Origin of the sequence: Gemmatimonas sp. UBA7669, from assembly GCF_002483225.1 — a bacterium.
In the GTDB taxonomy this organism is placed as follows: domain Bacteria; phylum Gemmatimonadota; class Gemmatimonadetes; order Gemmatimonadales; family Gemmatimonadaceae; genus Gemmatimonas.
On record NZ_DLHL01000063.1, the window covers coordinates 220,718 to 242,116 of the forward strand.

Annotated in this window: 25 protein-coding genes; 10 read left to right on the forward strand and 15 right to left on the reverse strand. The window is 66.1% G+C overall.

Annotation, left to right across the window (positions count from 1 at the left end; translation table 11 throughout):
- Window positions 1–7: 7 nt before the first annotated feature.
- Both B2747_RS19900 and B2747_RS19905 read right to left on the reverse strand, forming a co-directional pair.
- Window positions 8–1,546 (reverse strand): acyl-CoA carboxylase subunit beta, encoded by a 1,539-nt coding sequence (locus tag B2747_RS19900; protein ID WP_343125940.1) that lies wholly within the window; start codon window positions 1,544–1,546, stop codon window positions 8–10.
- Between the two features lie 135 nt (window positions 1,547–1,681).
- Complete coding sequence (locus tag B2747_RS19905) at window positions 1,682–2,089, reverse strand: energy transducer TonB (RefSeq protein WP_291165240.1); 408 nt, start codon at window positions 2,087–2,089, stop codon at window positions 1,682–1,684.
- 325 nt (window positions 2,090–2,414) lie between these two features.
- Here B2747_RS19905 and B2747_RS19910 point away from each other — a divergent pair, with 325 nt between their 5' ends.
- The 4 genes from B2747_RS19910 (at window position 2,415) to B2747_RS19925 (ending at window position 6,206) form a co-directional block, all read left to right on the forward strand.
- The gene (locus tag B2747_RS19910; protein ID WP_291165243.1) at window positions 2,415–2,954 is read left to right on the forward strand and encodes a hypothetical protein; all 540 of its coding nucleotides are present in this window, start codon (window positions 2,415–2,417) and stop codon (window positions 2,952–2,954) included.
- A gap of 277 nt (window positions 2,955–3,231) precedes the next feature.
- Entirely contained in the window at window positions 3,232–4,029 is a 798-nt protein-coding gene (locus B2747_RS19915) for a THxN family PEP-CTERM protein (RefSeq protein WP_291165246.1), read from the forward strand.
- Window positions 4,030–4,327: 298 nt separating this feature from the next.
- On the forward strand, window positions 4,328–5,092 hold the full coding sequence (locus B2747_RS19920; RefSeq protein WP_291165249.1) for a PEP-CTERM sorting domain-containing protein: 765 nt from the start codon (window positions 4,328–4,330) through the stop codon (window positions 5,090–5,092).
- A gap of 334 nt (window positions 5,093–5,426) precedes the next feature.
- Window positions 5,427–6,206 (forward strand): THxN family PEP-CTERM protein, encoded by a 780-nt coding sequence (locus B2747_RS19925; protein WP_291165252.1) that lies wholly within the window; start codon window positions 5,427–5,429, stop codon window positions 6,204–6,206.
- A gap of 204 nt (window positions 6,207–6,410) precedes the next feature.
- Here the strand turns inward: B2747_RS19925 and B2747_RS19930 are convergent, their stop codons facing one another.
- The 8 genes from B2747_RS19930 to B2747_RS19965 all read right to left on the reverse strand — a co-directional run bounded on the left by B2747_RS19930 (window position 6,411) and on the right by B2747_RS19965 (window position 16,386).
- Window positions 6,411–8,207 (reverse strand): 30S ribosomal protein S1, encoded by a 1,797-nt coding sequence (locus B2747_RS19930; protein WP_291165255.1) that lies wholly within the window; start codon window positions 8,205–8,207, stop codon window positions 6,411–6,413.
- Window positions 8,208–8,345: 138 nt separating this feature from the next.
- Window positions 8,346–10,394, reverse strand: a complete 2,049-nt coding sequence (gene aroA / locus B2747_RS19935) for a 3-phosphoshikimate 1-carboxyvinyltransferase (protein ID WP_291165258.1) — start codon at window positions 10,392–10,394, stop codon at window positions 8,346–8,348.
- Window positions 10,391–11,242 carry a 2,3,4,5-tetrahydropyridine-2,6-dicarboxylate N-succinyltransferase gene (locus B2747_RS19940; protein ID WP_291165261.1) on the reverse strand — a complete coding sequence of 284 codons (852 nt, stop codon included), beginning with the start codon at window positions 11,240–11,242 and terminating at the stop codon, window positions 10,391–10,393. The genes aroA and B2747_RS19940 overlap by 4 nt, the downstream gene beginning before the upstream one ends.
- 65 nt (window positions 11,243–11,307) lie before the next feature.
- Window positions 11,308–12,225 carry a 4-hydroxy-tetrahydrodipicolinate synthase gene (gene dapA, locus B2747_RS19945; protein WP_291165264.1) on the reverse strand — a complete coding sequence of 306 codons (918 nt, stop codon included), beginning with the start codon at window positions 12,223–12,225 and terminating at the stop codon, window positions 11,308–11,310.
- Window positions 12,226–12,228: 3 nt separating this feature from the next.
- Window positions 12,229–12,972, reverse strand: a complete 744-nt coding sequence (locus tag B2747_RS19950) for a 4-hydroxy-tetrahydrodipicolinate reductase (protein ID WP_291165267.1) — start codon at window positions 12,970–12,972, stop codon at window positions 12,229–12,231.
- Window positions 12,969–14,324: a lysine-sensitive aspartokinase 3 gene (gene lysC / locus B2747_RS19955; protein WP_291165270.1), complete on the reverse strand. Its 1,356-nt coding sequence runs from the start codon at window positions 14,322–14,324 to the stop codon at window positions 12,969–12,971. Before lysC ends, B2747_RS19950 begins: the two co-directional genes overlap by 4 nt.
- Window positions 14,321–15,397, reverse strand: a complete 1,077-nt coding sequence (gene asd, locus B2747_RS19960; protein WP_291165273.1) for an aspartate-semialdehyde dehydrogenase — start codon at window positions 15,395–15,397, stop codon at window positions 14,321–14,323. Before asd ends, lysC begins: the two co-directional genes overlap by 4 nt.
- Window positions 15,394–16,386, reverse strand: coding sequence for a M20/M25/M40 family metallo-hydrolase (locus B2747_RS19965; protein ID WP_291165276.1), 993 nt, complete (start codon window positions 16,384–16,386; stop codon window positions 15,394–15,396). The genes asd and B2747_RS19965 overlap by 4 nt, the downstream gene beginning before the upstream one ends.
- A 280-nt stretch (window positions 16,387–16,666) precedes the next feature.
- On the opposite strand from B2747_RS19965, the gene B2747_RS19970 reads away from it, so the two are divergent.
- Genes B2747_RS19970 through B2747_RS19995 form a run of 6 tightly spaced genes read left to right on the forward strand, consistent with a single transcriptional unit; the run spans window position 16,667 to window position 19,753 of the window.
- Window positions 16,667–16,963, forward strand: coding sequence for a hypothetical protein (locus tag B2747_RS19970; protein ID WP_291165279.1), 297 nt, complete (start codon window positions 16,667–16,669; stop codon window positions 16,961–16,963).
- A 7-nt stretch (window positions 16,964–16,970) separates the two neighbouring features.
- On the forward strand, window positions 16,971–17,300 hold the full coding sequence (locus B2747_RS19975; protein WP_291165281.1) for a hypothetical protein: 330 nt from the start codon (window positions 16,971–16,973) through the stop codon (window positions 17,298–17,300).
- Between the two features lie 17 nt (window positions 17,301–17,317).
- Window positions 17,318–18,391 (forward strand): helix-turn-helix domain-containing protein, encoded by a 1,074-nt coding sequence (locus B2747_RS19980; RefSeq protein ID WP_291165284.1) that lies wholly within the window; start codon window positions 17,318–17,320, stop codon window positions 18,389–18,391.
- Window positions 18,388–19,020 carry a hypothetical protein gene (locus B2747_RS19985; RefSeq protein ID WP_291165287.1) on the forward strand — a complete coding sequence of 211 codons (633 nt, stop codon included), beginning with the start codon at window positions 18,388–18,390 and terminating at the stop codon, window positions 19,018–19,020. Before B2747_RS19980 ends, B2747_RS19985 begins: the two co-directional genes overlap by 4 nt.
- Window positions 19,017–19,256, forward strand: a complete 240-nt coding sequence (locus B2747_RS19990) for a hypothetical protein (RefSeq protein ID WP_291165290.1) — start codon at window positions 19,017–19,019, stop codon at window positions 19,254–19,256. The genes B2747_RS19985 and B2747_RS19990 overlap by 4 nt, the downstream gene beginning before the upstream one ends.
- Window positions 19,257–19,264: 8 nt before the next feature.
- Window positions 19,265–19,753: a hypothetical protein gene (locus tag B2747_RS19995; protein WP_291165293.1), complete on the forward strand. Its 489-nt coding sequence runs from the start codon at window positions 19,265–19,267 to the stop codon at window positions 19,751–19,753.
- A 222-nt stretch (window positions 19,754–19,975) separates the two neighbouring features.
- Here B2747_RS19995 and B2747_RS20000 read toward each other — a convergent pair whose 3' ends face one another.
- Genes B2747_RS20000 through B2747_RS20020 form a run of 5 tightly spaced genes read right to left on the reverse strand, consistent with a single transcriptional unit; the run spans window position 19,976 to window position 21,251 of the window.
- Entirely contained in the window at window positions 19,976–20,179 is a 204-nt protein-coding gene (locus B2747_RS20000; protein WP_291165296.1) for a hypothetical protein, read from the reverse strand.
- Window positions 20,176–20,409 (reverse strand): hypothetical protein, encoded by a 234-nt coding sequence (locus B2747_RS20005; protein WP_291165299.1) that lies wholly within the window; start codon window positions 20,407–20,409, stop codon window positions 20,176–20,178. Before B2747_RS20005 ends, B2747_RS20000 begins: the two co-directional genes overlap by 4 nt.
- On the reverse strand, window positions 20,406–20,684 hold the full coding sequence (locus tag B2747_RS20010) for a helix-turn-helix domain-containing protein (RefSeq protein ID WP_291165302.1): 279 nt from the start codon (window positions 20,682–20,684) through the stop codon (window positions 20,406–20,408). Before B2747_RS20010 ends, B2747_RS20005 begins: the two co-directional genes overlap by 4 nt.
- Window positions 20,674–20,853, reverse strand: a complete 180-nt coding sequence (locus tag B2747_RS20015) for a hypothetical protein (RefSeq protein WP_291165307.1) — start codon at window positions 20,851–20,853, stop codon at window positions 20,674–20,676. Before B2747_RS20015 ends, B2747_RS20010 begins: the two co-directional genes overlap by 11 nt.
- A 2-nt stretch (window positions 20,854–20,855) precedes the next feature.
- Window positions 20,856–21,251: a hypothetical protein gene (locus B2747_RS20020; RefSeq protein WP_291165311.1), complete on the reverse strand. Its 396-nt coding sequence runs from the start codon at window positions 21,249–21,251 to the stop codon at window positions 20,856–20,858.
- Window positions 21,252–21,399: the final 148 nt, after the last annotated feature.

Consider the following 21,399-nt stretch of genomic DNA (forward strand, 5'->3'; position numbering starts at 1 on the left):
CCTGGCCTCAGAGCGGAAGGTTGCCGTGCTTCTTGGGCGGATTGCGATCGCGCTTGCCCCGGAGCGCCTCGAGCGCCTCGATGAGGCGGGGGCGCGTATCGCGCGGATCGATCACGTCATCCACGTAGCCGCGCGCGGCCGCGATGTACGGATTGGCAAACTTCTCCGTGTATTCCGCCACGCGGGCATCGAGCGCCGCCTGCGGATCGGCCGCCTCGGCGATCTCCTTTTTGTAGATGATCTCCACGGCGCCCTTGGGGCCCATGACCGCAATTTCCGCAGTGGGCCACGCCACGTTGTAGTCACCGCGAATGTGCTTGGAGCTCATGACGTCATACGCGCCGCCGTACGCCTTGCGTGTGATGACCGTGAGCTTGGGGACGGTGGCTTCGCAGTAGGCATAGAGCAGCTTGGCGCCGTGCTTGATGATGCCGTTGTGTTCCTGCGCCACGCCCGGCAGGAAGCCGGGCACGTCTTCGAAGGTGACCAGCGGAATATTGAAGCAGTCGCAGAAGCGCACGAAGCGCGCGGCCTTCATGCTGGCGTTGATGTCGAGCACGCCGGCGAGTACGGCGGGCTGATTGGCCACGATGCCGACGGACTGGCCCCCGAGATGTGCGAAGCCGACGAGGATGTTGCCGGCGTAGTCGGGCTGCACTTCGTAGAAATGGCCGTCATCGACGATGCGCGTGATGACTTCACGCATGTCGTACGGCTTGTTGGGATGGTCGGGCACCACATCGAGCAGCGACTCTTCACGTCGATCACGCGGATCGCGGCCACTGCCGCGTGGCGGATCGTCGACGTTGTTGCTGGGCACATAGCGGAAGAGTTCGCGGATGTGCTGCAGGCAGGCGAGTTCGCTGTCGCAGGCGAAGTGCGCCACACCGCTGGTGCCCGCGTGCGTGTCAGCACCGCCCAGCTGTTCCATGGTCACGTCTTCGTGCGTGACCGTCTTCACGACATTGGGCCCGGTGACGAACATGTAGCTCGTGCCGCGCACCATGTAGATGAAGTCCGTGATGGCGGGCGAGTACACCGCGCCACCGGCGCAGGGCCCGAGAATGGCCGAGATCTGCGGAATGACGCCCGACGCGAGCGTGTTGCGCAGGAAGATGTCGGCATAGCCACCCAGCGACACGACGCCTTCTTGAATGCGTGCGCCGCCCGAGTCGTTGAGGCCAATGACCGGCGCGCCGTTGCGCACGGCGAGATCCATGATCTTGCAGATCTTGGCGGCGTGGGCTTCGGACAACGAACCGCCAAAGACGGTGAAGTCCTGGCTGAACACGTAGACCAGACGGCCTTCGATGCGGCCGTGGCCGGTGACGACACCGTCGCCATAGATGGGTGTTTCACCGTCGGCCAGCGAGCGCGAGGTGACAAAGCGGTCGATCTCGACGAAGGAGCCTTCATCGAGCAGCACGTCGAGACGTTCGCGGGCAGAGAGCTTGCCCTTGGCGTGCTGGGCGGCCACACGGGCGGCCCCGCCACCCTGTTCCGAGGCATCACGGGCGGCAGCAAGCCGGTCGAGCTTGGCCTGCATGGAGGTCTGGCTGGACTGGGTCATGGCGCGGGAAGCTAGCGCATGCGCGCCGAAAAACGAGACGCCGGCCCCATTCGGGACCGGCGTCGGGTTCAATCGTGTCGCAGACGGGGTGACCGTCTGCGCTGTCCTGCATTACGGCTTGTAGATGATCGGCAACACGACCTTGGTCTTCACCGCCGAGCCATTGAGCTTGCCAGGGTTGAACTCGAGCTTGGCCACGACCTTTTTGGCGGCCTCACCGAGGGCAGTCTGCGTGGCGTCCACGACCTGAACCGACGCGGGCTCGACCTTGCCCTTGGAGTCCACCACGAACTGCAGCTCCACCATGCCACCCACGCCGCGGCTCTTGAGATCAGCCGGGTAGGATTCCTGGATGAGGCGGGCCGCCAGCGTCGTGGACGACAGCTTGGGCGGGTTGGTGAGCTCGGACATGGGGTAGACCTTGTCGTCCTGCGCGGCGGCCGTCGAAGCGAGCGGGCCCGCGAGCAGGAGCGTGGCAACGACAGGAACGACGACGGCGCGAAGGGTCGGCTTGAACATGGACAGGGATCCTCTGGATCATTCGGACAGGAAGAGTGCCGGACGGGGTGCCCGACATCGGGACCGTTTCCGGACGCATCGGGGCGCCCCGAAATGGCGCCCCCGATAGGCGTCACGCCTCTCTATCGGCGCATGGGGTGTGGGACTGAAGCATTTCTCACATTCGTGCAATACATTGTCACACTGCCGGCACGGAACCGCGTGTTTCCCCCACGCATGTGGCGTTTGACGCGGCTGGTACGTCCCTTGCGCGATGCGTGGTGTCGGCTTCATCGTGGCCGACGCAGCTTCCTGCCTTTCTCTGCGCAGTACTCCCACCCGACCTATGACTGAACTCCTCGATCTGGCCGAAGATTCCCACGCGCGTCGCCTGCTGATCCTGGCGGCCCTGCTGATGATTGCCGTGCCCCTGTATCAGGTGGGGCTGCAACTGTGGCCGTTGCAGCTGACGAATATGCAGTGGCGTTACCAGGCCGCCGGCAATCTGGTCGGCATGCTGATGTATCCGTTTCTTGGCCTGACGGCGATTGCGCTGATCGGTCGGGGGCTGGAAACGCGGGCCATGACGCTCACGGTCGGTGTCGTTTCTGGCCTGTTCACCCTTGGGCTTGGCGCCTCGCTGGTGGTGTACGCACTCGACGCCCAGCAACTGCAGGCCATCGTCAGCTCAGCCATGGCGCGGCCGTTCAAGATCATGACCATTCGTGTGGCGGGCCTGGCCATCATGTATCTGGTGGGCTTTGGCTATCTCACGCTGGTGTGCTTCATCCGCGGCAAGGCTGTAACCGCACCCAGCCGGCGGGCGAGCAAGGCGTCGGCGGAAAGCGACGAAGATGTGGGATTGATCGTGGGTGTGCGGGACTGAGCCGTAGCTCGACTGTTGTCGATCGTGTCGGCGGGGCGTTCCTCATGGGGCGCCCCGCTGTTGTTTTGATGTTGTATGCGAATGGCGACATGATGTTGCTTTCATGCAACACGTGACATCGGTCACAACAGGTCAAAAACACGTTCTCGGAAACGGTAACGGTATGATCTGCACTACATATGCGCCATTTCATGATTCTGCTGTCACATGGCACGGGTTCTGCCGCTTAACGGTAAGTCAAGCTCCATCGACCCACCACCAATTGCCCCTCCTCGACATGAAGAAGACCTGGTTTATCATCCCGGCCGCGGCGTTGCTGGCGGCGGCGCCGCTGCAGGCGCAGACGATCACGATCGGGGGGATCACGCCCACCTTCGGCAACAAGAATCCGAACAACAGTGGGATCGTCATCGACAACACGCCAGCGAGCGCGATCAAGGTTTGCTGGCCCGGTTCCACCAGCCAGTCGAACTGCGACAACCTTGATGGAAACGGTGGTTTCGGCTCTCAGGGATCCGGTGACTCTGGGTATCTCTTCCAGCGCGTGAGCACACCTTTGAATCTCGATGTCTCGGATGGGTTCGAGCTCTTCAAGGTCGGCACCTTTACTCACTTTAACCGCCCGGTATCCGGCACCACGTTGACATTTGTCGATCTCACGATTGGCCTGTCAATCACTGGTGCGACACCGTCGACCTATTCGGAGACTTTCCGCATCAACCACGACGAAACGGATAACGATCCGGAAACGTGGTGGGGCGGCAACCTGCCTTGCGAATACTCGGGTTCGACCACTCGTTGTGACGACTATGTGAGCTTTGGGCTGGGCGGCGGGAGCTCCTCGTTCCTGTTTGGTGGGCAGACCTACGCTATCGATCAGATTGGCTTCAGCCGCGATGGCGGGCTCACCGTAACGTCCGGATTCCTGTCGCCGGAGAATGGCAACAACAGCGCTGACATGTACGTTCGTATCTCGCGTACATCAACCGTTCCGGAGCCGACGTCGTTCGCGCTGGTTGCTGCCGGCCTGATGGGTCTGGTTTGCGTGGCACGTCGTCGCCGCGAAGACGCTTGATCAAAGGAAGCTGACTGGCACGTGCCAGTCTGACTCAGCGGGCGCTCCACCTCGGTGGTGCGCCCGTTTGTCGTTTCCAGGTGTTGCCAAAAAACCACAAAAGTGATGCAGCTCACGAGATCCCGACCAATTGTTGTGCGCAAAGGGTTTCAGCTCCAACACAAGTCAACTACGTAACCCGTTTAATGATAAAAAGTTAAAAGATAATGAACCCAGCTTCACATTGCGGCATCAATCCTGCTGTACGGCTGAGTTCGCAGGACTGCCTGTAAACACTCTCCTTATTGCCATCACCAGCATGAACAAAACCACCCTCCTCATGACGGCGACGATTGCCGCCATGGTTGGCGCCGCTCCAGCTTCAGCTCAGCTGACGGCAACCCGCGTCGACGCCTGCTTCCTTACGGGCACCAATGCATCGGCCACCAGCCACGAGACCTCGGCGTGCGCGTCGAACTCTGACTGGACGCGTTGGTCGATTCCTGGGGTTACCAGCCCGGACCGCCCTGACGACTACTTCCAGTTCGAACGCGCGGGCACGGTGCCTCTCACCTTCGGCGCCGACAATCGCTCCAACGCCTTCAACCTCGGCTATTTCACGTTCTCCGACAACCTGAACTGCCGCGACAACGGTCAGAGCTGTGTTCACCCTACCAGTGGCTCGAACACGCTGCGCTTCCAGGTGAACATGACCGGATACGCCGGTGAGTTCCAGTACGATCTCCTCACTGTCAACTTCTTCGGTAGCTCAAACGCCGCCGAGGCGTACTCGTTCTCGGGTGGCGGTTGGTCGAACTGGTTCAACGTTGGTGGCGAGGAATACCGCTTCGCCGTGGTGGGCTTCGATACGCCGCACCCCGGTAATGCCGCCAACTACTGCAAGGACTACGACGCCATCCCCACGGCCGGAAACAACCGGTATGACTCGGCAGACGGCGGCAAGCTCTGCGGTCAGTTTGAAAAGAAGGTGTCGCAGGTCGCTGAGCCGGCTACCCTGTCGCTGGTTGCTGCCGGCCTGATGGGTCTGGTGGGCGTCGCCCGTCGTCGCCGCGACGAGGCCTGATTTCGAAGGTAGGTCCTGAGGCCGTCGGCCTCAGCTGAAAGCGGGCGCTCCACTTCGGTGGGGCGCCCGTTCTTTGTTCATGTTGTGGCCTTCATGCGACATATGTGCGCTACGACACCACACCGACCGTTTGCGCGACACCGCCGTTAGAGCTTCGGCATGCATTCGTATTGCTGCAGTAGAGCTCGGTGTTCGGTCATAATGCCCTTATTGTGTCAGCTTTCGAACCCGTGTCCGATACCAAAGTCGGCACTCTCTTCCGAGAAGCAATGGCACGGAAAATGCTCTATCCAACCGTGTAGACAGCGACATTCCCCGAATCCCGATGGTACCCATGAAGCTCTCACGTCTCGCCCTTTCGCTCGCTGCAGCCCTCGTGGCTGGTGCGTCGACGGCCGAAGCCCAGGCGGACCTGCGTTGGTACTCCACCAGTGCCACCTTCTCCGACTGGGTTTTCGCCAACACCTCTGGTACGAGCGGCCAATCCAGCGTTGACAACACCGGATCCCAGATCGATATCCGCTGGGGTTCCACCGTGTCTTCCAGCCAGAGCTACCTCCAGTTCAACCGCTCAGCGCCACCCGACGGTTGCGTCTTTGAAGGTTCCTGCGCGTTCTGGGATGACTATGTCACCCTCAACACCGCCGACGGCTTCGAGCTGTTCAAGGTGGGAACGCTCAAGTACTACAATGACGACAACCCGTCCGGCAACCGTCGCCTCACGTCGGTGGACCTCAACGTCAACGTCGTGCTCGACGCCAACTCGGCGAGCAGCAGCCCGGCCGAGGTCACCGTGGGTGGCACCTTCGACTTCGGGATCAACGAGCCCCTGAACCCTACGGCGGACGACCTGCTGGTCACCATGATCGGCGCGCCGACCTCGTTCGTGTTCAACAGCGTGACCTATTACTTCCAGCTTGTTGGGCTCTCGGCGAACAACGGCGTGACGTTCCTTGACCAGTTGACGGTTGAAGAGAACCAGTCCAAGACCGTGGGTGTGTTTGCCAAGGTCTACACGCAGTCCACGCAGGTCCCGGAGCCCGCCTCGCTGGCGCTGCTCGCCTCGGGCCTTGTGGGACTCGGTTTGGCTGCGCGTCGCCGGGTTTCGCGCTAAGCTGCTCGACGTCACACGATAGTCCGAAGACAAGAAGGGCCCGCCAAACGGCGGGCCCTTCTCGCGTCTCGGCCTTGCCGGTTCGAATTCATGTGCTCGGATGTGCCTACCGCCTCGGTGCACGAATGAGAAGGCGTCTGACATGACAAAGGCCCCGGCCGCATATCGCGACCGGGGCCTTCATCACTTCAAGCTGCCAGGAACTCAGAGACCGAGTTCGTCTTCCGAGCTGTGCACCTTGCTCGGCTCGGCCGGCTTGGGCGGCTGCTCTTCCGGGATCGACGTCACGGCGAGCACGATACGGCGGTGGATGGGATCCACCTCCAGCACGCGCATCACGAAGTTCATGCCTTCGTACGTGAAGTCTGCCGGGTTCGTCACCGTGCCTTCCGGGTTGAGCTGGCTCACCGGCACGAAGCCTTCGATGTCGTTGCCGAGATCGACGACCACGCCCTTGTCCATCAGGCGCACGACCTTGCCAGGGAGCTCAGTACCCACCGGGTAGGTCTCACCGATGCGAAGCCACGGATCTTCCTCTGCCTGCTTGAGGCCGAGCGAGATGCGCTTGTTTTCGCTGTCGATGTTGAGGATGACCACGTCCACTGCGTCGCCCTTCTTCACGACTTCCGACGGGTGCTGGACGCGCTTGGTCCAGGACATATCGGAGATGTGAATGAGGCCGTCGATGCCCGGCTCGATTTCGACAAAGGCGCCGAACGAGGTCAGGTTGCGGACCTTGCCGTTGATGCGCGTACCCACCGGGTACTTGAGCGGCAGGATGACCCACGGATCCTGCTCGGTCTGCTTCATGCCGAGCGAGATCTTCTCCTCGGTCTCGTCGACCTTGAGCACCACCGCTTCGATGGCCTCGCCGATCGACACGATCTTGGAGGGGTGACGGACGTTGCGCGTCCAGCTCATCTCGGAGATGTGCACGAGGCCTTCGATGCCCGGCTCGAGCTCGATGAAGGCGCCATAGTTCGTGATGGACACGACCTTGCCGTTGACGCGCGTACCCACCGGGTACTTGGCGGCAACATCCTTCCACGGGTAGCTCTGCAGCTGCTTGAGGCCGAGCGAAATGCGCTCGCGCTCCCAATCGATGTCGAGCACCTTGATCTCGAGCTCCATGCCGATCTGGACCATCTCGCTCGGATGCGAGATGCGGCCCCACGACATGTCGGTGATGTGGAGCAGGCCGTCCACGCCACCCAGATCAATGAACGCACCGAAGTCGGTGATGTTCTTGACGACGCCCTTGCGCACCTGGTCCTTCGCGAGCTCCTTCATGAGCTTCTCGCGCTTGCCGGCGCGTTCGGTCTCGAGGATCACGCGACGCGACACCACGATGTTGCGACGGCGCTTGTTGAGCTTGATGATCTTGAACTCGTACTTCTGGCCGAGCAGCTCGTCGATGTTGGGCACGCGACGCAGCGCGATCTGCGAGCCCGGGAGGAAGGCGTCCACACCCATGAGATCGACGACCACACCACCCTTGATCTTCTTGACCAGGGTGCCTTCCACCGGCTCGTCGTTCTCGTAGGCCACGCGGATGCGCTCCCACACGCGCATGAAGTCGGCCTTCTTCTTCGAGAGGACGACCGAGCCTTCCGAGTCTTCGAGGTGCTCGAGGAGCACTTCGACTTCGTCGCCCGCCTTGAGGTCGGGCATGTCCTTGAATTCTTCAAGCGGAATGGTGCCTTCCGACTTGAAGCCGATATCGAGGACGACGAGGTTCTCACGAATCTCGAGAACGCGCGACTTGACGATCTCACCCTCTTCGATCGACGCCAGCGTCCCGTTGTACAACTCCATCATGCGCTCGTACTCGTCGGACGAGAATTCGTCCTCCTCGTAGAGCTCGGGGCGGCGGTTCGCGAGGGGGCGGAGCTGGCTCTTCTGCAGATCGCGCTTCTCGCGCGCCGTCAGGCGGCCGTACGCCGGCACTTCTTCGGCGGCTGCGATTTCAGCTTCGAGCTCGGGGCTCAGTTCAGTGCTCATAACGTCGGGTTTCTCCAGTTCGCGGAACTGCCCTCGCCGCGCCGAGATAGGGGTATACGGATGAAATACGGGAGCCTTAAAACATAGGGGGCCCTGGGCGTGGCTACAAGGGCGGCGGGGGGCCGACCTATCCGATTTTCAGCCCTGCCCGAGCCGCTCCCGGGTCGCCTTGGCCAGCGCCACGATACGCTCCACCTGCTCCACCTGCGTCACGCTGGTGGTATCGATCGTCACGGCGTCGCGGGCCGGTGCACTCTGGGTGGCATCCTGCGCATCACGGGCCACCAGGGCCTCGGTCTCCTCGGCGATCTCCGCGTCGCTTGGACGGCGGCCGAGGCGCTGGATGAGCCGCCGCCGTGCCCGCTCCCAGGTGTCGGCGATGAGGAACACCTTGAGCGCAGCGTCCGGGAACACGGCCGTCCCGATATCGCGCCCGTCCACCACGACGTCCACGGCCGCGCCGGCTTCCCGTACCTGGGAATTCACCCAGGTCCGGACTGGTGCCATGCTGGCCACCCGCGACACCTGCCGGGTGACCGGTGTGTCCCGGAGCGCGAGGTCCTGCTCCTGACCATCAATGAGCGGTAGCACCGAACGCTCGGTAAGGCGCCAGGTAATGCGGGAGGTCCCGGCCAACACCAGGTCAGGCGTCCACTGCTCTGGTTCAACGCCGCTCTGCAGCGCCAGCCACGTGGCCGCGCGGTAGAACGCGCCGGAGTCGACATGTCGCACGTCGAGCTGCTGGGCCACCCACTGGGCCGTGCTGCTCTTGCCGGAGGCGGCCGGTCCGTCAATGGCAATGACAAGCCGACGGGTGCCCGTGCCAGGCGATGCCGGGTGACCGATGTGCGCTTCGACCGCTGTTCCGACCGTGTCCAGTGCCGACGCCGTGGTTACCTGCGCAAGATCGCGCCAGAAGCTGGGGTAGGACACGTTCACACAGCCGGGATCGTCGATGGTGATGCTGTTGCCCGGCAGCGCGCCCAGAATGCCAAACGCCATGGCCAGGCGATGATCGCCGTGGGTCTGTACGTGACCACGCAGAGCGGTCGCTGCACCCACAACGCGCATGCCATCCGGACGTTCCTCGGCATCGGCCCCAAGGCGACGCAGGTTGTCCACCACGGCGCGAATGCGATCGCTTTCCTTGACGCGCAATTCTGCGGCATCGGCAATGATGGTCTCGCCACTGGCCCGTGTGGCCAGACAGGCAATCATCGGCAGCTCATCGATGCAGCGCGGTATCTCAGCCCCCGCGATGTGTGTGCCTCGCAGCGCGGACGGCCGCACGCGCAGTACTCCAACCGGTTCCCCGCCCTGCTCGTGCACGTCGTGCACCTCGAGGTCTGCGCCCATGCGGCGCATCACGTCAAAGGCCCCGGTGCGCGTGGGATTGAGGCAGACGGCGTCAAACCACAGCTCACCCGCATCAGCCAGACACGCCAGCGCTGCAAAGAAGGTGACACTGGACGGATCAGCGGGCACGTCGACATCAAGCGGCGCGAGATGCTGCGAGGCGGCCAGCACAATCTGACGCGCCCCGCTTTCCTGTACGGCGACGGCAAGTTGCACGCCGCGCGCCTGCAGCATGCGCTCGCTGTGGTCGCGCGACGCGTGCGGTTCGTCCACCGTCACCGAAACGCCCGACGTCAAGCCGGCCAACAGCACGGCACCCTTGACCTGCGCGCTGGCGTGCGCATTGGTGACCGCGACCGACTGCAGCATGGCGCCCCGCACGCGCATGGGCAGGCCCTCGTGTCCCGGCGCGCCCTCAAAGGCAATGTGCGCGCCCATGCGGCGCAGTGGCTCCGCGACACGGCGCATGGGACGTCGACTGAGACTCGCGTCACCCTCGAACCGCGCGTCCACGCCATCGAGTCCCGCCACGAGGCCCGCCAGCAGGCGCGTGGTCGTGCCACTGTTCGCACAGTCCAGCACGGATTCGGGTGTATGCAGCGCGCGTGGCCCACGACCCTGCACCACAAAGTCGTCCGACAATGCCGGCACCGCGACGCCCAGTGCACGCAGCGCCGACGCCGTGGCATGCACATCGGCCGAAGGCAGGATGCTCCGGATGCGCGAGGGCCCTTCGGCCAACGCGGCGAAGATGAGGGCCCGGTGACTGATGGACTTGTCACCCGGCGCCCGAACTCGACCGTGTACCGTCAGCCGCGAGGCATGACTCACCGCAACCACGCTTCCAGCGCCGTGGCCGCATCGGTCTTGTCATCGCGATACTTCACGATGACCGGCGTCTGCAGCGACAGGCCCTGCGCTTCACCAAATGCGGAGCTGACGCGACGCGCGCCAGGCACCACCACGGCGCCCTCGGGGATGACCAGCGGCTGGTCGGCCGTGGCGCGATGCACGGTTTCGCGCACGAGGTCATACACCGGCGTGCCGCGCGTCAGGATGACACCGGCGCCAAGAACGGCCCGCGCACGCACCACGGTGCCCTCGTACACGCCACAGTTGCCGCCCACCACCACATCGTCTTCGATGACCACTGGCGCCGCGTTCACGGGCTCCAGCACGCCGCCAATCTGCGCCGCGGCGCTCAGGTGCACCCGTTCGCCAATCTGCGCGCAGCTCCCCACGAGCGCATGCGAATCCACCATGGTGCCGCGTCCGACGTAGGCGCCCACGTTGATGTACATGGGCGGCATGCACACCACGTTGGGCGCGAGGTAGGCGCCACGGCGCACCGTCGACCCACCGGGCACGATGCGCACCTGATTCTCCACGCGGAACTCACGCGTGGGGAAGGTGTGCTTGTCGAGGAAGCTGAAGGGCGCAGCGCTCGGCATTTCGCTGACCTTGCCGAGACGGAAGCCCAGCAGGATGGCGCGCTTGACCCAAGGCACCGCATGCCAGTTACCGTCGGCGTCACGCCGCGCCGCGCGCACGTCACCGCGCTCGAGATGGGCGATGGTGGTATCGAACAACTGCTGGGCGTCGTGAGCCAGCGGCGCACCACTGTCGAGCAGTTGCGGATCGTTGAAACGGGCTTCGAGGTCTGCGACGGTGAGCGCCATGGAGTGCACGAAGGCGAAAGGGTCGACGAAGATTCGGCTCTACGTGACGGACGAGAGCCGGTTGATCAGTGCGCGGTCAGCGTCACGCCGGCGTGCTCGAGCACCGAGCGTACGCGCGGCAGCAGGTTGTCCTGCAACGGCAGCAGCGGAAGACGGAGCCGATTGTCCATGCGTCCCATCATGGCCAGCATGGCCTTGGCGGGAATGGGGTTGGATTCCACGAAGCAGGCGTCGATGACCGGCGCGAGTCGCGCATCGAGCTCACGGGCCTTGGCCAGGTCTCCACGCGTCATGGCCTCGCACAATTGCGCCATCGCGCCCGGCAGAATGTTGGACACCACGGAGATCACGCCATCGGCCCCATGGGCCATGAGCGCGAGGGTGATGCCATCATCGCCGGAGAGCACGCTGAAGTGGGCCGGTCGCTCACGGATGATGGTGGCAATCTGCGCCAGATTGCCGGAGGCTTCCTTTACGGCCACGAAGCGCGGGTCGGCAGCCAGCTCCAGGCAGGTGGCCGCTTCGAGATTCACCGCCGTGCGTCCCGGCACGTTGTAGATCACGATGGGCAGGTCACATCCGTCCGCGACGGCGCGGAAATGCGCCAGCAGGGCCCGCTGCGGTGGCTTGTTGTACATGGGCGTGACATGCAGCAGATGCGTGGCGCCGATGGCCTGCATCTCCCGCGAGGTCGCCACCGCCTTCGCCGTGTCGTTGGAACCGGCGCCGGCGACGACGGGGACGCGCCCGTTCACCTGCTCGACCGTGATTTCGACCACGCGGCGATGCTCGGCGGCAGACAGGGTCACGGCCTCGCCTGTGGAACCACAGGGAATGAGCATGTGCACCCCCTGTTCGAGCTGCCAGTCGATGAGCGAACGCAGGGCCGGCTCATCGACGGCACCCGTCGCGTTGAATGGCGTGACGAGGGCTGTGCCGCACCCGCGAAGGCGCGCTGAAGTTGCGGAAAAGGTGCCAGTCACAAGTCAGCGCTCCGGCGTCGAAGAAACAGGCTGCGACCCAACGGAGCCGCTGCGCAGCACATCCCGCATGGTGAACACTTGCGCGTCGTGCTGACGGGCGAGCCAGCGCGCCGCGCTCAGCGCACCGTCGGCAAACACGCGCCGATCGCGCGCTTCATGTCGCAGCACGATCTGCTCAAACGCGGCATCGATCACGATGTCGTGCGTACCCGGCACAGCTCCGACACGAATGCTGCTGATGGGCACCTGGTGCCCAAGCCCGTCCGCGAGGCGCTCCGCGATGGCAATGCCCGTTCCCGACGGCGCGTCCTTCTTGGCCGTGTGGTGCGTTTCGACCACGTGGCAGTCAAAGCTGTCGAGACCGGCCAAACGCCGCCCGGCATCCTCGGCGATGGCGAGGAACAACTGCACCCCGAGCGAAAAGTTCGGAGACCACAGCGCGGCGGTGCGATGCCGCGCAACCAGTGCCTCGAGCCTCGGCAGCTCGGCGTTCCATCCTGTTGTGCCGACCACCACGGGGCAGCCAAGGGCCAACAACGCGTCCACGTTGGGCAGGGCCGTTTCCGGCGTCGTGAACTCGATGGCCACTTCCGCGTCGTGGAGATGCGCGCGGCTCAGTCCGGCCTGCATCTCCGCGACATCGAGTCGAGCCACCACTTCGCATCCACGTTCGGCCGCCAGCGCGTCCAGGGCCCGGCCCATGCGCCCCATGCCAACGAGCGCCACCCGCACAGGCGACGCACTCATGACTGGGTCTCGAAGAATGTGGCGTGCAAACGCTGCATGGCCGGAACGACCTGCTCATCGTCCACCACGAGCGTGAAGTTGATGCCGGTGGCACTGAGCGACGCCATGTGCACCTTGATGGGACCGAGCGCGGCCATGGCCTGCGCGAGAGCCGCACTGCCGTCGGCGAGTCCCGCACCCACCACCGCGAGCACGCCACTGCGCCGCTCCACCGACACATCGCCGAACTCAGCGAGGTCCTGCAGGATAGCGGCAAGATTGTGCGTGTCATCGAGTGTGACGGACACGGACACCTCGGAGGTCGTGACCACATCCACCGACGTGCGGTGCCGCTCGAACACCTCGAAGACGCGACGCAGAAAGCCCGGCGCGAGCAGCATGCGCGATGACCGCAGCTTGACCATGGTCGCGCTGCGCTTGCCGGCGATGGCGCGAACGGGCAGACGCGGCGCATCGAAGGCAATCATGGTGCCCTTGCCTTCGGGGCGCCGCGAGTTGAACACATACACCGGGATACCGCGCTGCACCGCCGGCGCGATGGTGGCCGGATGCAGCACCTTGGCCCCGAAGGCCGCGAGCTCCGCGGCCTCTTCGAAACTGATGCGCTCAATGAGCTGCGCGGTCGGAATGACGCGCGGATCGGCCGTGAGCATGCCGTCCACATCCGTCCAGATCTCGATGGCCTCCGCGTCGATGGCCGCGCCGATCAACGAGGCGGAGAAATCCGATCCACCGCGGCCGAGGGTCGTGGTGACGCGTGATGCGGTGGCGCCAACAAAACCGCCCACGACGGGAATGCGGCCCCGCTGAATGAGCGGCAGGAGGACCTGCTGGGACGCCTGGGCGATGCCATCGACATCCGGTTCGGCCTTGGTGAAGAAGTCGTTGGTTCGCACGACATCACGCGCGTCCACGAAATCGGCCTCGAAGCCGCGGTGGCGAAAGGCGGCAGCCACGATCTGCGAGGACAGCAACTCACCAATGGCGGCCACGGTGTCGAGCGAACGCGGCGTGAGATACCCCAACGTACGGAACGCTTCGGCCAGATGCGCCAACTCATCGAAGGTGACGCCGATTTCGTGCGCGAGCTCTTCCGCGTCCGGCGCACCATCGAGCAACGTGGCCGCCTCGCGCAGGTGCCGCTCGCGCAACTGCTCGATGATCTGCACGGCGGCCAGCAGTTCGCCCTGCGAGGCCTTGTGGGCCACATCGAGGAGCTGGTTCGTGGCACCGCCGAGTGCCGAGACCACAACGACGGGTTGGCGATCGCGCTTGGCGGCGATGATGTCGATGACGCGACCAATGGCGGCGGCATCGGCCACCGACGTGCCGCCGAACTTGCAGACGATCACGAGCCGCGCAGCCCCGCCAGTTGCCCCGTGGACACGAGCAACTCGGCGTTGAGGATGGACCCGCCCGCCGCTCCACGTACCACGTTGTGCGACATGGCCACCAGACGCAGGTCGAAGAGGTGATCGGCGCGCACACGACCGATGGTCGTGGCCATGCCACGCCCCTCGTTTGCGTCACGACGCGGCTGCGGGCGATCGAGCTCGTCGCGGATGATGAGCGCCGGTTCGGGAGCGGACGGCAGTCCGCGCACGGCCTCCACACCGCGCCAGGCTCGCAGTACCTCGAGGGCCTGCTCCGGCGTGGGCTTGGTGGCAAAAGCCACGGACAGACACACCGTGTGCCCATGCTCCACCGGCACGCGGTTGGCGTGCGCACTCACCACAATGTCGGCCGGCACGATCTGCTGACCGTCATAGCGCCCCAGCAGCTTGCCCAGCTCCGTCTCGATCTTCGGCTCTTCGTCGCCGATGTACGGGATGACGTTGCCGAGAATGTCGAGCGACGGGACACCAGGATAGCCGGCACCGGACACGGCCTGCATGGTGGTCGCGAACACCTTGGTCACGTGAAAGCGCTCGTGCAGTGGCGCCAGCGCCGCCGCGATGACGGTCGTCGCACAGTTCGCGTTGGTGACGATGCCGCCCGCCCAACCACGCAGGGCGCGCTGCTGCGCGATCATACCCAGATGGTCGCCGTTCACCTCGGGGATGACGAGCGGCACATCTGCGACCATGCGATAGTTCTTGGCGTTCGAGAGCACGAGACGGCCGGCCTTCGCGAAGGCCGCCTCCACCTCACCGGCCACACCCGAGTCGAGCGCCGAGAACACGATGGGCGCCGAGACCTCGTCGGGCGTGCAGGCTTTTACCGTCAGTCCCGCCACCGTGTCGGGCAGCGGTCCCTCCAGCCATTTCGCCGCGTCCCGATACGATTTGCCGGCGCTGCGCTCGGAGGCAGCCACTTCGACGAGATCGAACCAGGGATGGCCATTGAGCAGGCGAATGAAGGCCTGACCAACGGCACCGGTCGCGCCAAGGACGGCGACCGGCCAACGGGTGGCGGACGAGTTCATGCGAGCAGGGAGCGGACGATGTGGATGTAGGCGTCAACCGACGCCTCGAGTTCCGCCACATCGATGTACTCGATGGGCGTATGGGCGACGTGAATGGAACCGGGCCCGAAGAGCAGCGGTTTCCCCCAGCGGTCAAGCAGCGGGATGTCGCTCGTGTAGGCAACGGGCTCCACCTCGAACCCGTTGATCACGTGGAAATGCTGTGCGGGAATGTGTGAACCCCAGATGAGCTCCACCCGATCGCCCGCCCACTCGGCAAATGCGGCCTTGACCGGCGCCACGTCGCCCACGAGGCGGATCATGATCTCGGCCTCGGCCAAGCCGGGCACGATGTTGGCCTCGGTGCCGGCCCGCAGGACGCCGATGTTGTACGTGGTCGCGCCCAGCACCGGGTCCACGGGCAGCGCCAGCCGGCTGAGCTGAGGCAGCATCTCGAGCAGTGGGTCGAGGGCGCTCTGGCCGAGATGCGCATACGCTGAATGGGCTTCACGTCCACGAGAGCGCACGATGACGCGCTGCGCCCCCTTGCCACCCGAGGCCAGCTTGCTTTCGGTGGGCTCGCCGTTCACCAGCCAGCGACTGGTGGCCGGCAGACGATTGGCCGCCCGGGCACCGGGGCTGCCCTTCTCCTCGCCCACCACGAACAGCAGGTCGACGCGTTCCTCCCCCATCTCGGCCAGCCGCTGCGCGGCGATCATCATGGCCGCGGCGATTCCCTTGGCGTCCGAGGCGCCACGCCCGTAGAGGCGATTGCCCTCGAGCCTCGGCGGTATGAAGGGCGGTACCGTGTCGAGGTGCGTGGAGAACGTCACCTGGCCGCCGGCCCGGGTGGCCCAGACGTTGGATCGACCCGGTTCGACCTCCTGGAGCGACACATTCCAGCCGTTGGCCACGAGCCAACGGGAGACGAAATCCACCGCGTCGCGTTCGCGACCGGTTGTGGATTCGATGGAGAGCAGTTCGGTAGCCAGCGCGACGACATCGGACATGTGTGGAACATATCGCGCCTCGCAACCGTCCCGCTCCCCCTGCCCGTCCATACCCGGAGCGGGACTCGAACCCGCACGCCCTTGTGAGGCACAAGATTTTAAGTCGCCGGACGCGGTGTTGTCACACAACACGTTAGGCGCGTCCCCCTCTGATGCGGTGTCGCCCGATGTCGCATCATGTCGCACAAAGTCGCCGCACGTCGCTACCGATCCCGCTACCGGTGCGCCGCGTGTGCGTGCCGTGCGTGGGCCGCTGGAATTGGCGTGCCGTGATGCGGGGTTGCCGCCGTGCGCAGAGTCGCTGCAGCGCCTCGAAGATGTGGCGGTGCAGGCGGGCATCGTGCCGCGTGGTGGCACGGTCACGCCCGCGATGATGCGCCGCGCCGCGCGGCTCTATCGCAAGGTGATGCAGGACCAGAAGCGTGTGGTGGCAGCGCCCGAACGCGTGAACGAGCGCGCGGCCCCGTCAAAGCGCCAGGCGCGCAAGCTGCTGGCCGGCGCGCATGGCCTCAAAAGCGCGCGGCAGTGGAAGAAGTGGAAGAAGGCGCAGCGCCGCAAGCAGCTGGGGGTGCACTGACATGCGCATGCAACAGCGCAAGCCCGTCACCAGTGGCTACCTGCCCGCACAAGGCACGCCGCAGTGGATCGCGCAGCAGGTGCACGCGGGGGCCACGTGTGTATCACGCCGTGCCAACACGGCGCTACCGTGGAAGCACGAGCTCACCACCAAGGGTGGCGAGGACGGCGCGCCTCGTACGGTGAAAGTGACGGCCGGAGCCCTCGAGAGGGCGGCACGCGCCGGAGCCCTCCGGGGCGTGCTCACGAAGGATGGCGAGCGCGCGTGGAACGAGATTGTGTACGTGCCCACGGCGACCACGGCCGACTACGCGGACAAGCGCCCGGGTGGGCACTGATGTCGCGGTTGTGCATCGTGCCGGCCCGTGTGCTGGAAGACGACCGCGTCAGCCCGCAGGACCTCCGGGCGCTGCTGGCCATTGGCTACCACGCCTCGCTCAACGGCAAGGGCGTCTGGGCGTCCAACAAGACCCTGGCGGAGCGCGCCCGCATGGACGCGCGCGACTTCCGGCGCTGCGTGGCCCGGCTGGTGGAGTGGGGTTATGTGCGCCGCGTGGAGCGCACGGGGGACGCCGGGCGGCAGCTGACGAGCCTCACTGAGGTGCTGCTGGACGACCCGCTGGACTTTGCGGGGGGAGGGGTCACCGACCCCAGGGGGGAGGGGTCCGTGCCCCCGGGGGAGGAGGGGTGCCGGGACCCCAGGGGGGGAGGGGTGCCAGGACCCCTCCAAACGAAGACAGAGGAACGAAGACAGATATCACCTCCTGCTGCTATCGCAGCAGTCGGTGACGCGCGCGAGCGCGCCGCACCGCCGCCGCTGGACCCGCCAGCGGGTGAACCGGTCATCGTGGCCGAAGCGGGCGAGGCCGTCACGGTGGACCAGCAGGACCCCAGGCACCGGATCGCGCTGTGTGTGGCCACCAACGTGGGTATCACGGCCCGGTACGGCGAGCAGCCGACGCCAATCCGGGCCGACAGCCGGAGCACGGCCGATGCCGCGGCGGCGCTGGAAGCGGCTGGGGTGCCGCTGCGCTGGGCCTGCCGGACGCTCCGCGAACTGGCCATGACCAAGACGCCGGGCGACGGGACACCGCCGCGCAGCGTCGGGTATTTCACGCATGCCGTGATTGCTGCGTGGCGCACCGAGCAGGCGCGGCAGCAGATGGCGGCGGTGGGCGATGTGTTCGAGGGGCTCGGGACCACGACCCGGCGCCCGGTGACGCTGGACCTGTCGGCGCCGATGACCGAGGCCGAGTGGCTGATGCGGGATGCGGTGATCGAGGCCCGGAAAGGCAGCGCCGAGGGGCAGGCGTTTTGCCGGGAACGCGGCATCGACTGGACCCGGCCGGGTGACCCCAGCGTGGTGGCGTTTGAGGCCCTGGCGGCCCAGCAGGCGCGCGAACAGCCCCCCACGCAGGCGGTGGCATGACCGGCGAGCCGATGGGGCCTGTGGGCGGCCTCCTGGCCGACGTGCCGCTGCCGCTGCTGGTGGTCACGCGGCGCGCGCTCGAGACGCTGGCCCGGCACTGGCCCAAGGCGATGGCGGCGGCCACGGGGCGCAGCGAGGCGGCCGACGCGTTTGTGCGGGACTATGCGCTGGCCTGTCAGGGCGCCGACCTCGACGCCATCGAACCGGCCGCGCAGCAGTGGGTGGCGACGGGCAAGTATTACCCGAAGCCGGCCGAGCTGGGGACGCTGGCCCGCAACCTGAGCCGACCCAGCAGCACGCCCGTGGCCGGCCCGTCGCCCCATGTGCGCGAAGCGGAGGCGCAGCTGGCGCAGCGGCTCGAGGTCGGGCGCGTGCAGGCCATGAACACCTGGGCCTACGAGCAGCTGGGCTCCATGCTGGCCGTGATGGCGGTGTGGGCCCGGCTCATGGAGCAGGCCACGCGCCTTGAGCAGCGGCAGTTGATCCAGGCGGGCCGGGTGGATCGGAAGGACTTCCGCGAGGCCGTGCTGGCCGTCAAGGCGGAGCGCGAGGCGAAGCAGCAGGCCGAAGCGGCGGCGCGCCATGCCGGACCGCTGGCGGAGGCCGTGTCGGCCGTGGTGGCGCCATGAAGACCCAGACCCGTGAGCAGGTGATCCGGACGCTGGTGGACCAGATATGGGGTGACGAGCGAGTGGCCTCCAACGGCGCCCAGATCCGGCCGGACGACTGGGCGCTGTCGGTGCACCCGAGTGACGAGGTGGACGCCATGCTGGTGGCCTGCGCGGTGGGCTGCCGGCTGCATGTGAGCCCGCGCGTTCCCCAGGGTATTGTGATGCTGCGGCAGTTGCCACCGGAGGTGCGATGATCGAGCCCGTGTGCCCCTGCGCCCCCGTGGCGCCGCATTTGCAGCCCCGCAGTGAGGCCGAGGTGGCCTTCGCCTGTGACGACTTCATGGCCCGCGCCGGCTGGATTGTTGAGCGGTACGAGCAGCGCCGGGCGAGTCACATCACCGAGGGTTTGCCCGACCGCCGCTACGTGCACATGGCCCGGGGCTTCCGGGTGTGGGTGGAACTCAAGAAGCCCGGCGGCCAGATGACCCGCCAGCAGCACGCGTGGCTGGGTGTCGAGCTGATGGCTGGCGCCTTGGCGCTGCCCGTGGACGACGTGGCGCAGCTGCTCCACCTCGTGAACTTGCTGCCGAAGCTGTATGGCCATGCGGACGCGCTGAGCTACTGCCGCAGCGTGACGGCGCTGTTTGCGGAGCGGGGCTATCGCGGCGAGCGGTTGCCCGAGGGCGCCAGAAAGCGGCGCTCAGGAGCGTCCAAGGGCTCGGGGCAGCGGCAACGGACCCGCCGCGCGTAGGTCGGGGTGCTGCGCCTCGGCGGCTTCCAAGGCGGCCCGGGCGCGCTGCAGTCGGGCGGTCAGGCGGGGCGCCTCGCTGAGGCTGGCTGCCGCGAGACGGCGGCTCACCCGCTCGACCACGCGGCGCCAGAAGCGCACGGTGGGATGGGTGACCGGCCAGCCGGCCGGGTGGAACGCAACACGGGCCATGCGGTGAGCATAGCCCGTGGTGTCAGCGAAATGTCAGCGGTGGTCGCCAATCCGCACATGCGTGCCCGTGAACGCGTCCGGCGGGTTAGCCGGGACCTCGCTCCACTGCCACGGATCGGGCTGGAGGTCATACTTGGCCCACTGCCCGTTGAGCAGCGCGTCCCGGGCGGCCGGGTCCAGCGCCGCGAGAGCGTCCGGGTCGGATTGGAGCTTGGTAGTGAGGTCGTCGGCGCTCATGCCGCCCCCAGCGCCTTGCGGGAGGTGGAGTCCTGCCAGCCCTTTTCCTCGTCGTAGTCGAGGTGGTCATCATGGACAGCCCGCATACCCTCGCGGTGTGCGTCACGCACCAGCGACCGGAGCCGCACAATCTCGGCCGCCATGCGCTCGTGATCGTAAATGGGTCCGGCGTGCTCGTGGTAGCTGGCCTGAAACTCGGCCAGTACCGCTTTGGTGTTGTTGTCGGTCATGGCCTGATCCCGAACGAGGTGAGCCCGTCCACCTGACGCCAGGTGCGGGGCATGACGCGCAGCTCGCCGCGCTCCATGCGGGCTACGGTGTTGACGTGGACGCCAAGCTGTTGCGCCAGGCCGAGCTGGGTCAAGCCGAGCTGGGTGCGCCGGGTACGGAGCCGCTCGCCATCGACGCGCTGCTGATGGCGCTGCGCGGCGCGCTTGAGGGCGGCCAGCTTGAGGGTGTGGACGGCCACGCCCGTCATCTCGAAGCTGCGGGGCTCAGTCGCCATTGATCACCCGGAGGGTTGCGGCGCGGTGCTCGGCCGGGGTGCGCCGCAGGCGCCGACCGGTCCGCCAGAAGCCCACGCAGGCCCAGCCTACCAGCAGGCCGCCCACGCCCAGCGACACGGTGAGCAGCGCCAGCAGCGCGTACCACACGACGGTTTCCAAGCTGGGCATGGTCAGATCCTCGACACGTCGATCACGACGGCGTTGGTCGACACGTGGATCGTGTCCTGTCGAGGCGCTGGACTCGTCAGCGCCCGCAGCCGGAGGTCCAGCCGCTGCACGTTGGCCCGGATCGCCTCGGCGTAGGCGTCGGCCGCCAGCGCGCCGGCCTCGAGTTCGCCGCGCAGCGTGATCCCGGCCTGCACGGCATCGACCAGCACGCGCCCCAGGTCGTCGCGGGTGCCGGCGGGTGGCGCATGGAGCACGGCCCGCAGCGCCCCGTCCAGCGTGGCGCGCAGCTGCTCCCGGGCGCCGGGCATGGTGTAATGCCGCAGGCCGCTTCCGGCGGCCCGCAGCACGGCGTCCAGCACCACGTCAGCGCGGTCGGGGGAGAGGAATAGAGTGTTCATCGGCGAGGCCCGACAATGACTGCGCCAGGCTGCACGCACTGCAGAATGCCCGCGCCAGTATCGGCCAAAACGCCGCCTTTTCCCCCGCACTCGGCTGAGAGTGTCGCCAGACCCCACAAGGAAAACAGTCCGAGGATGCCAAGGGCGG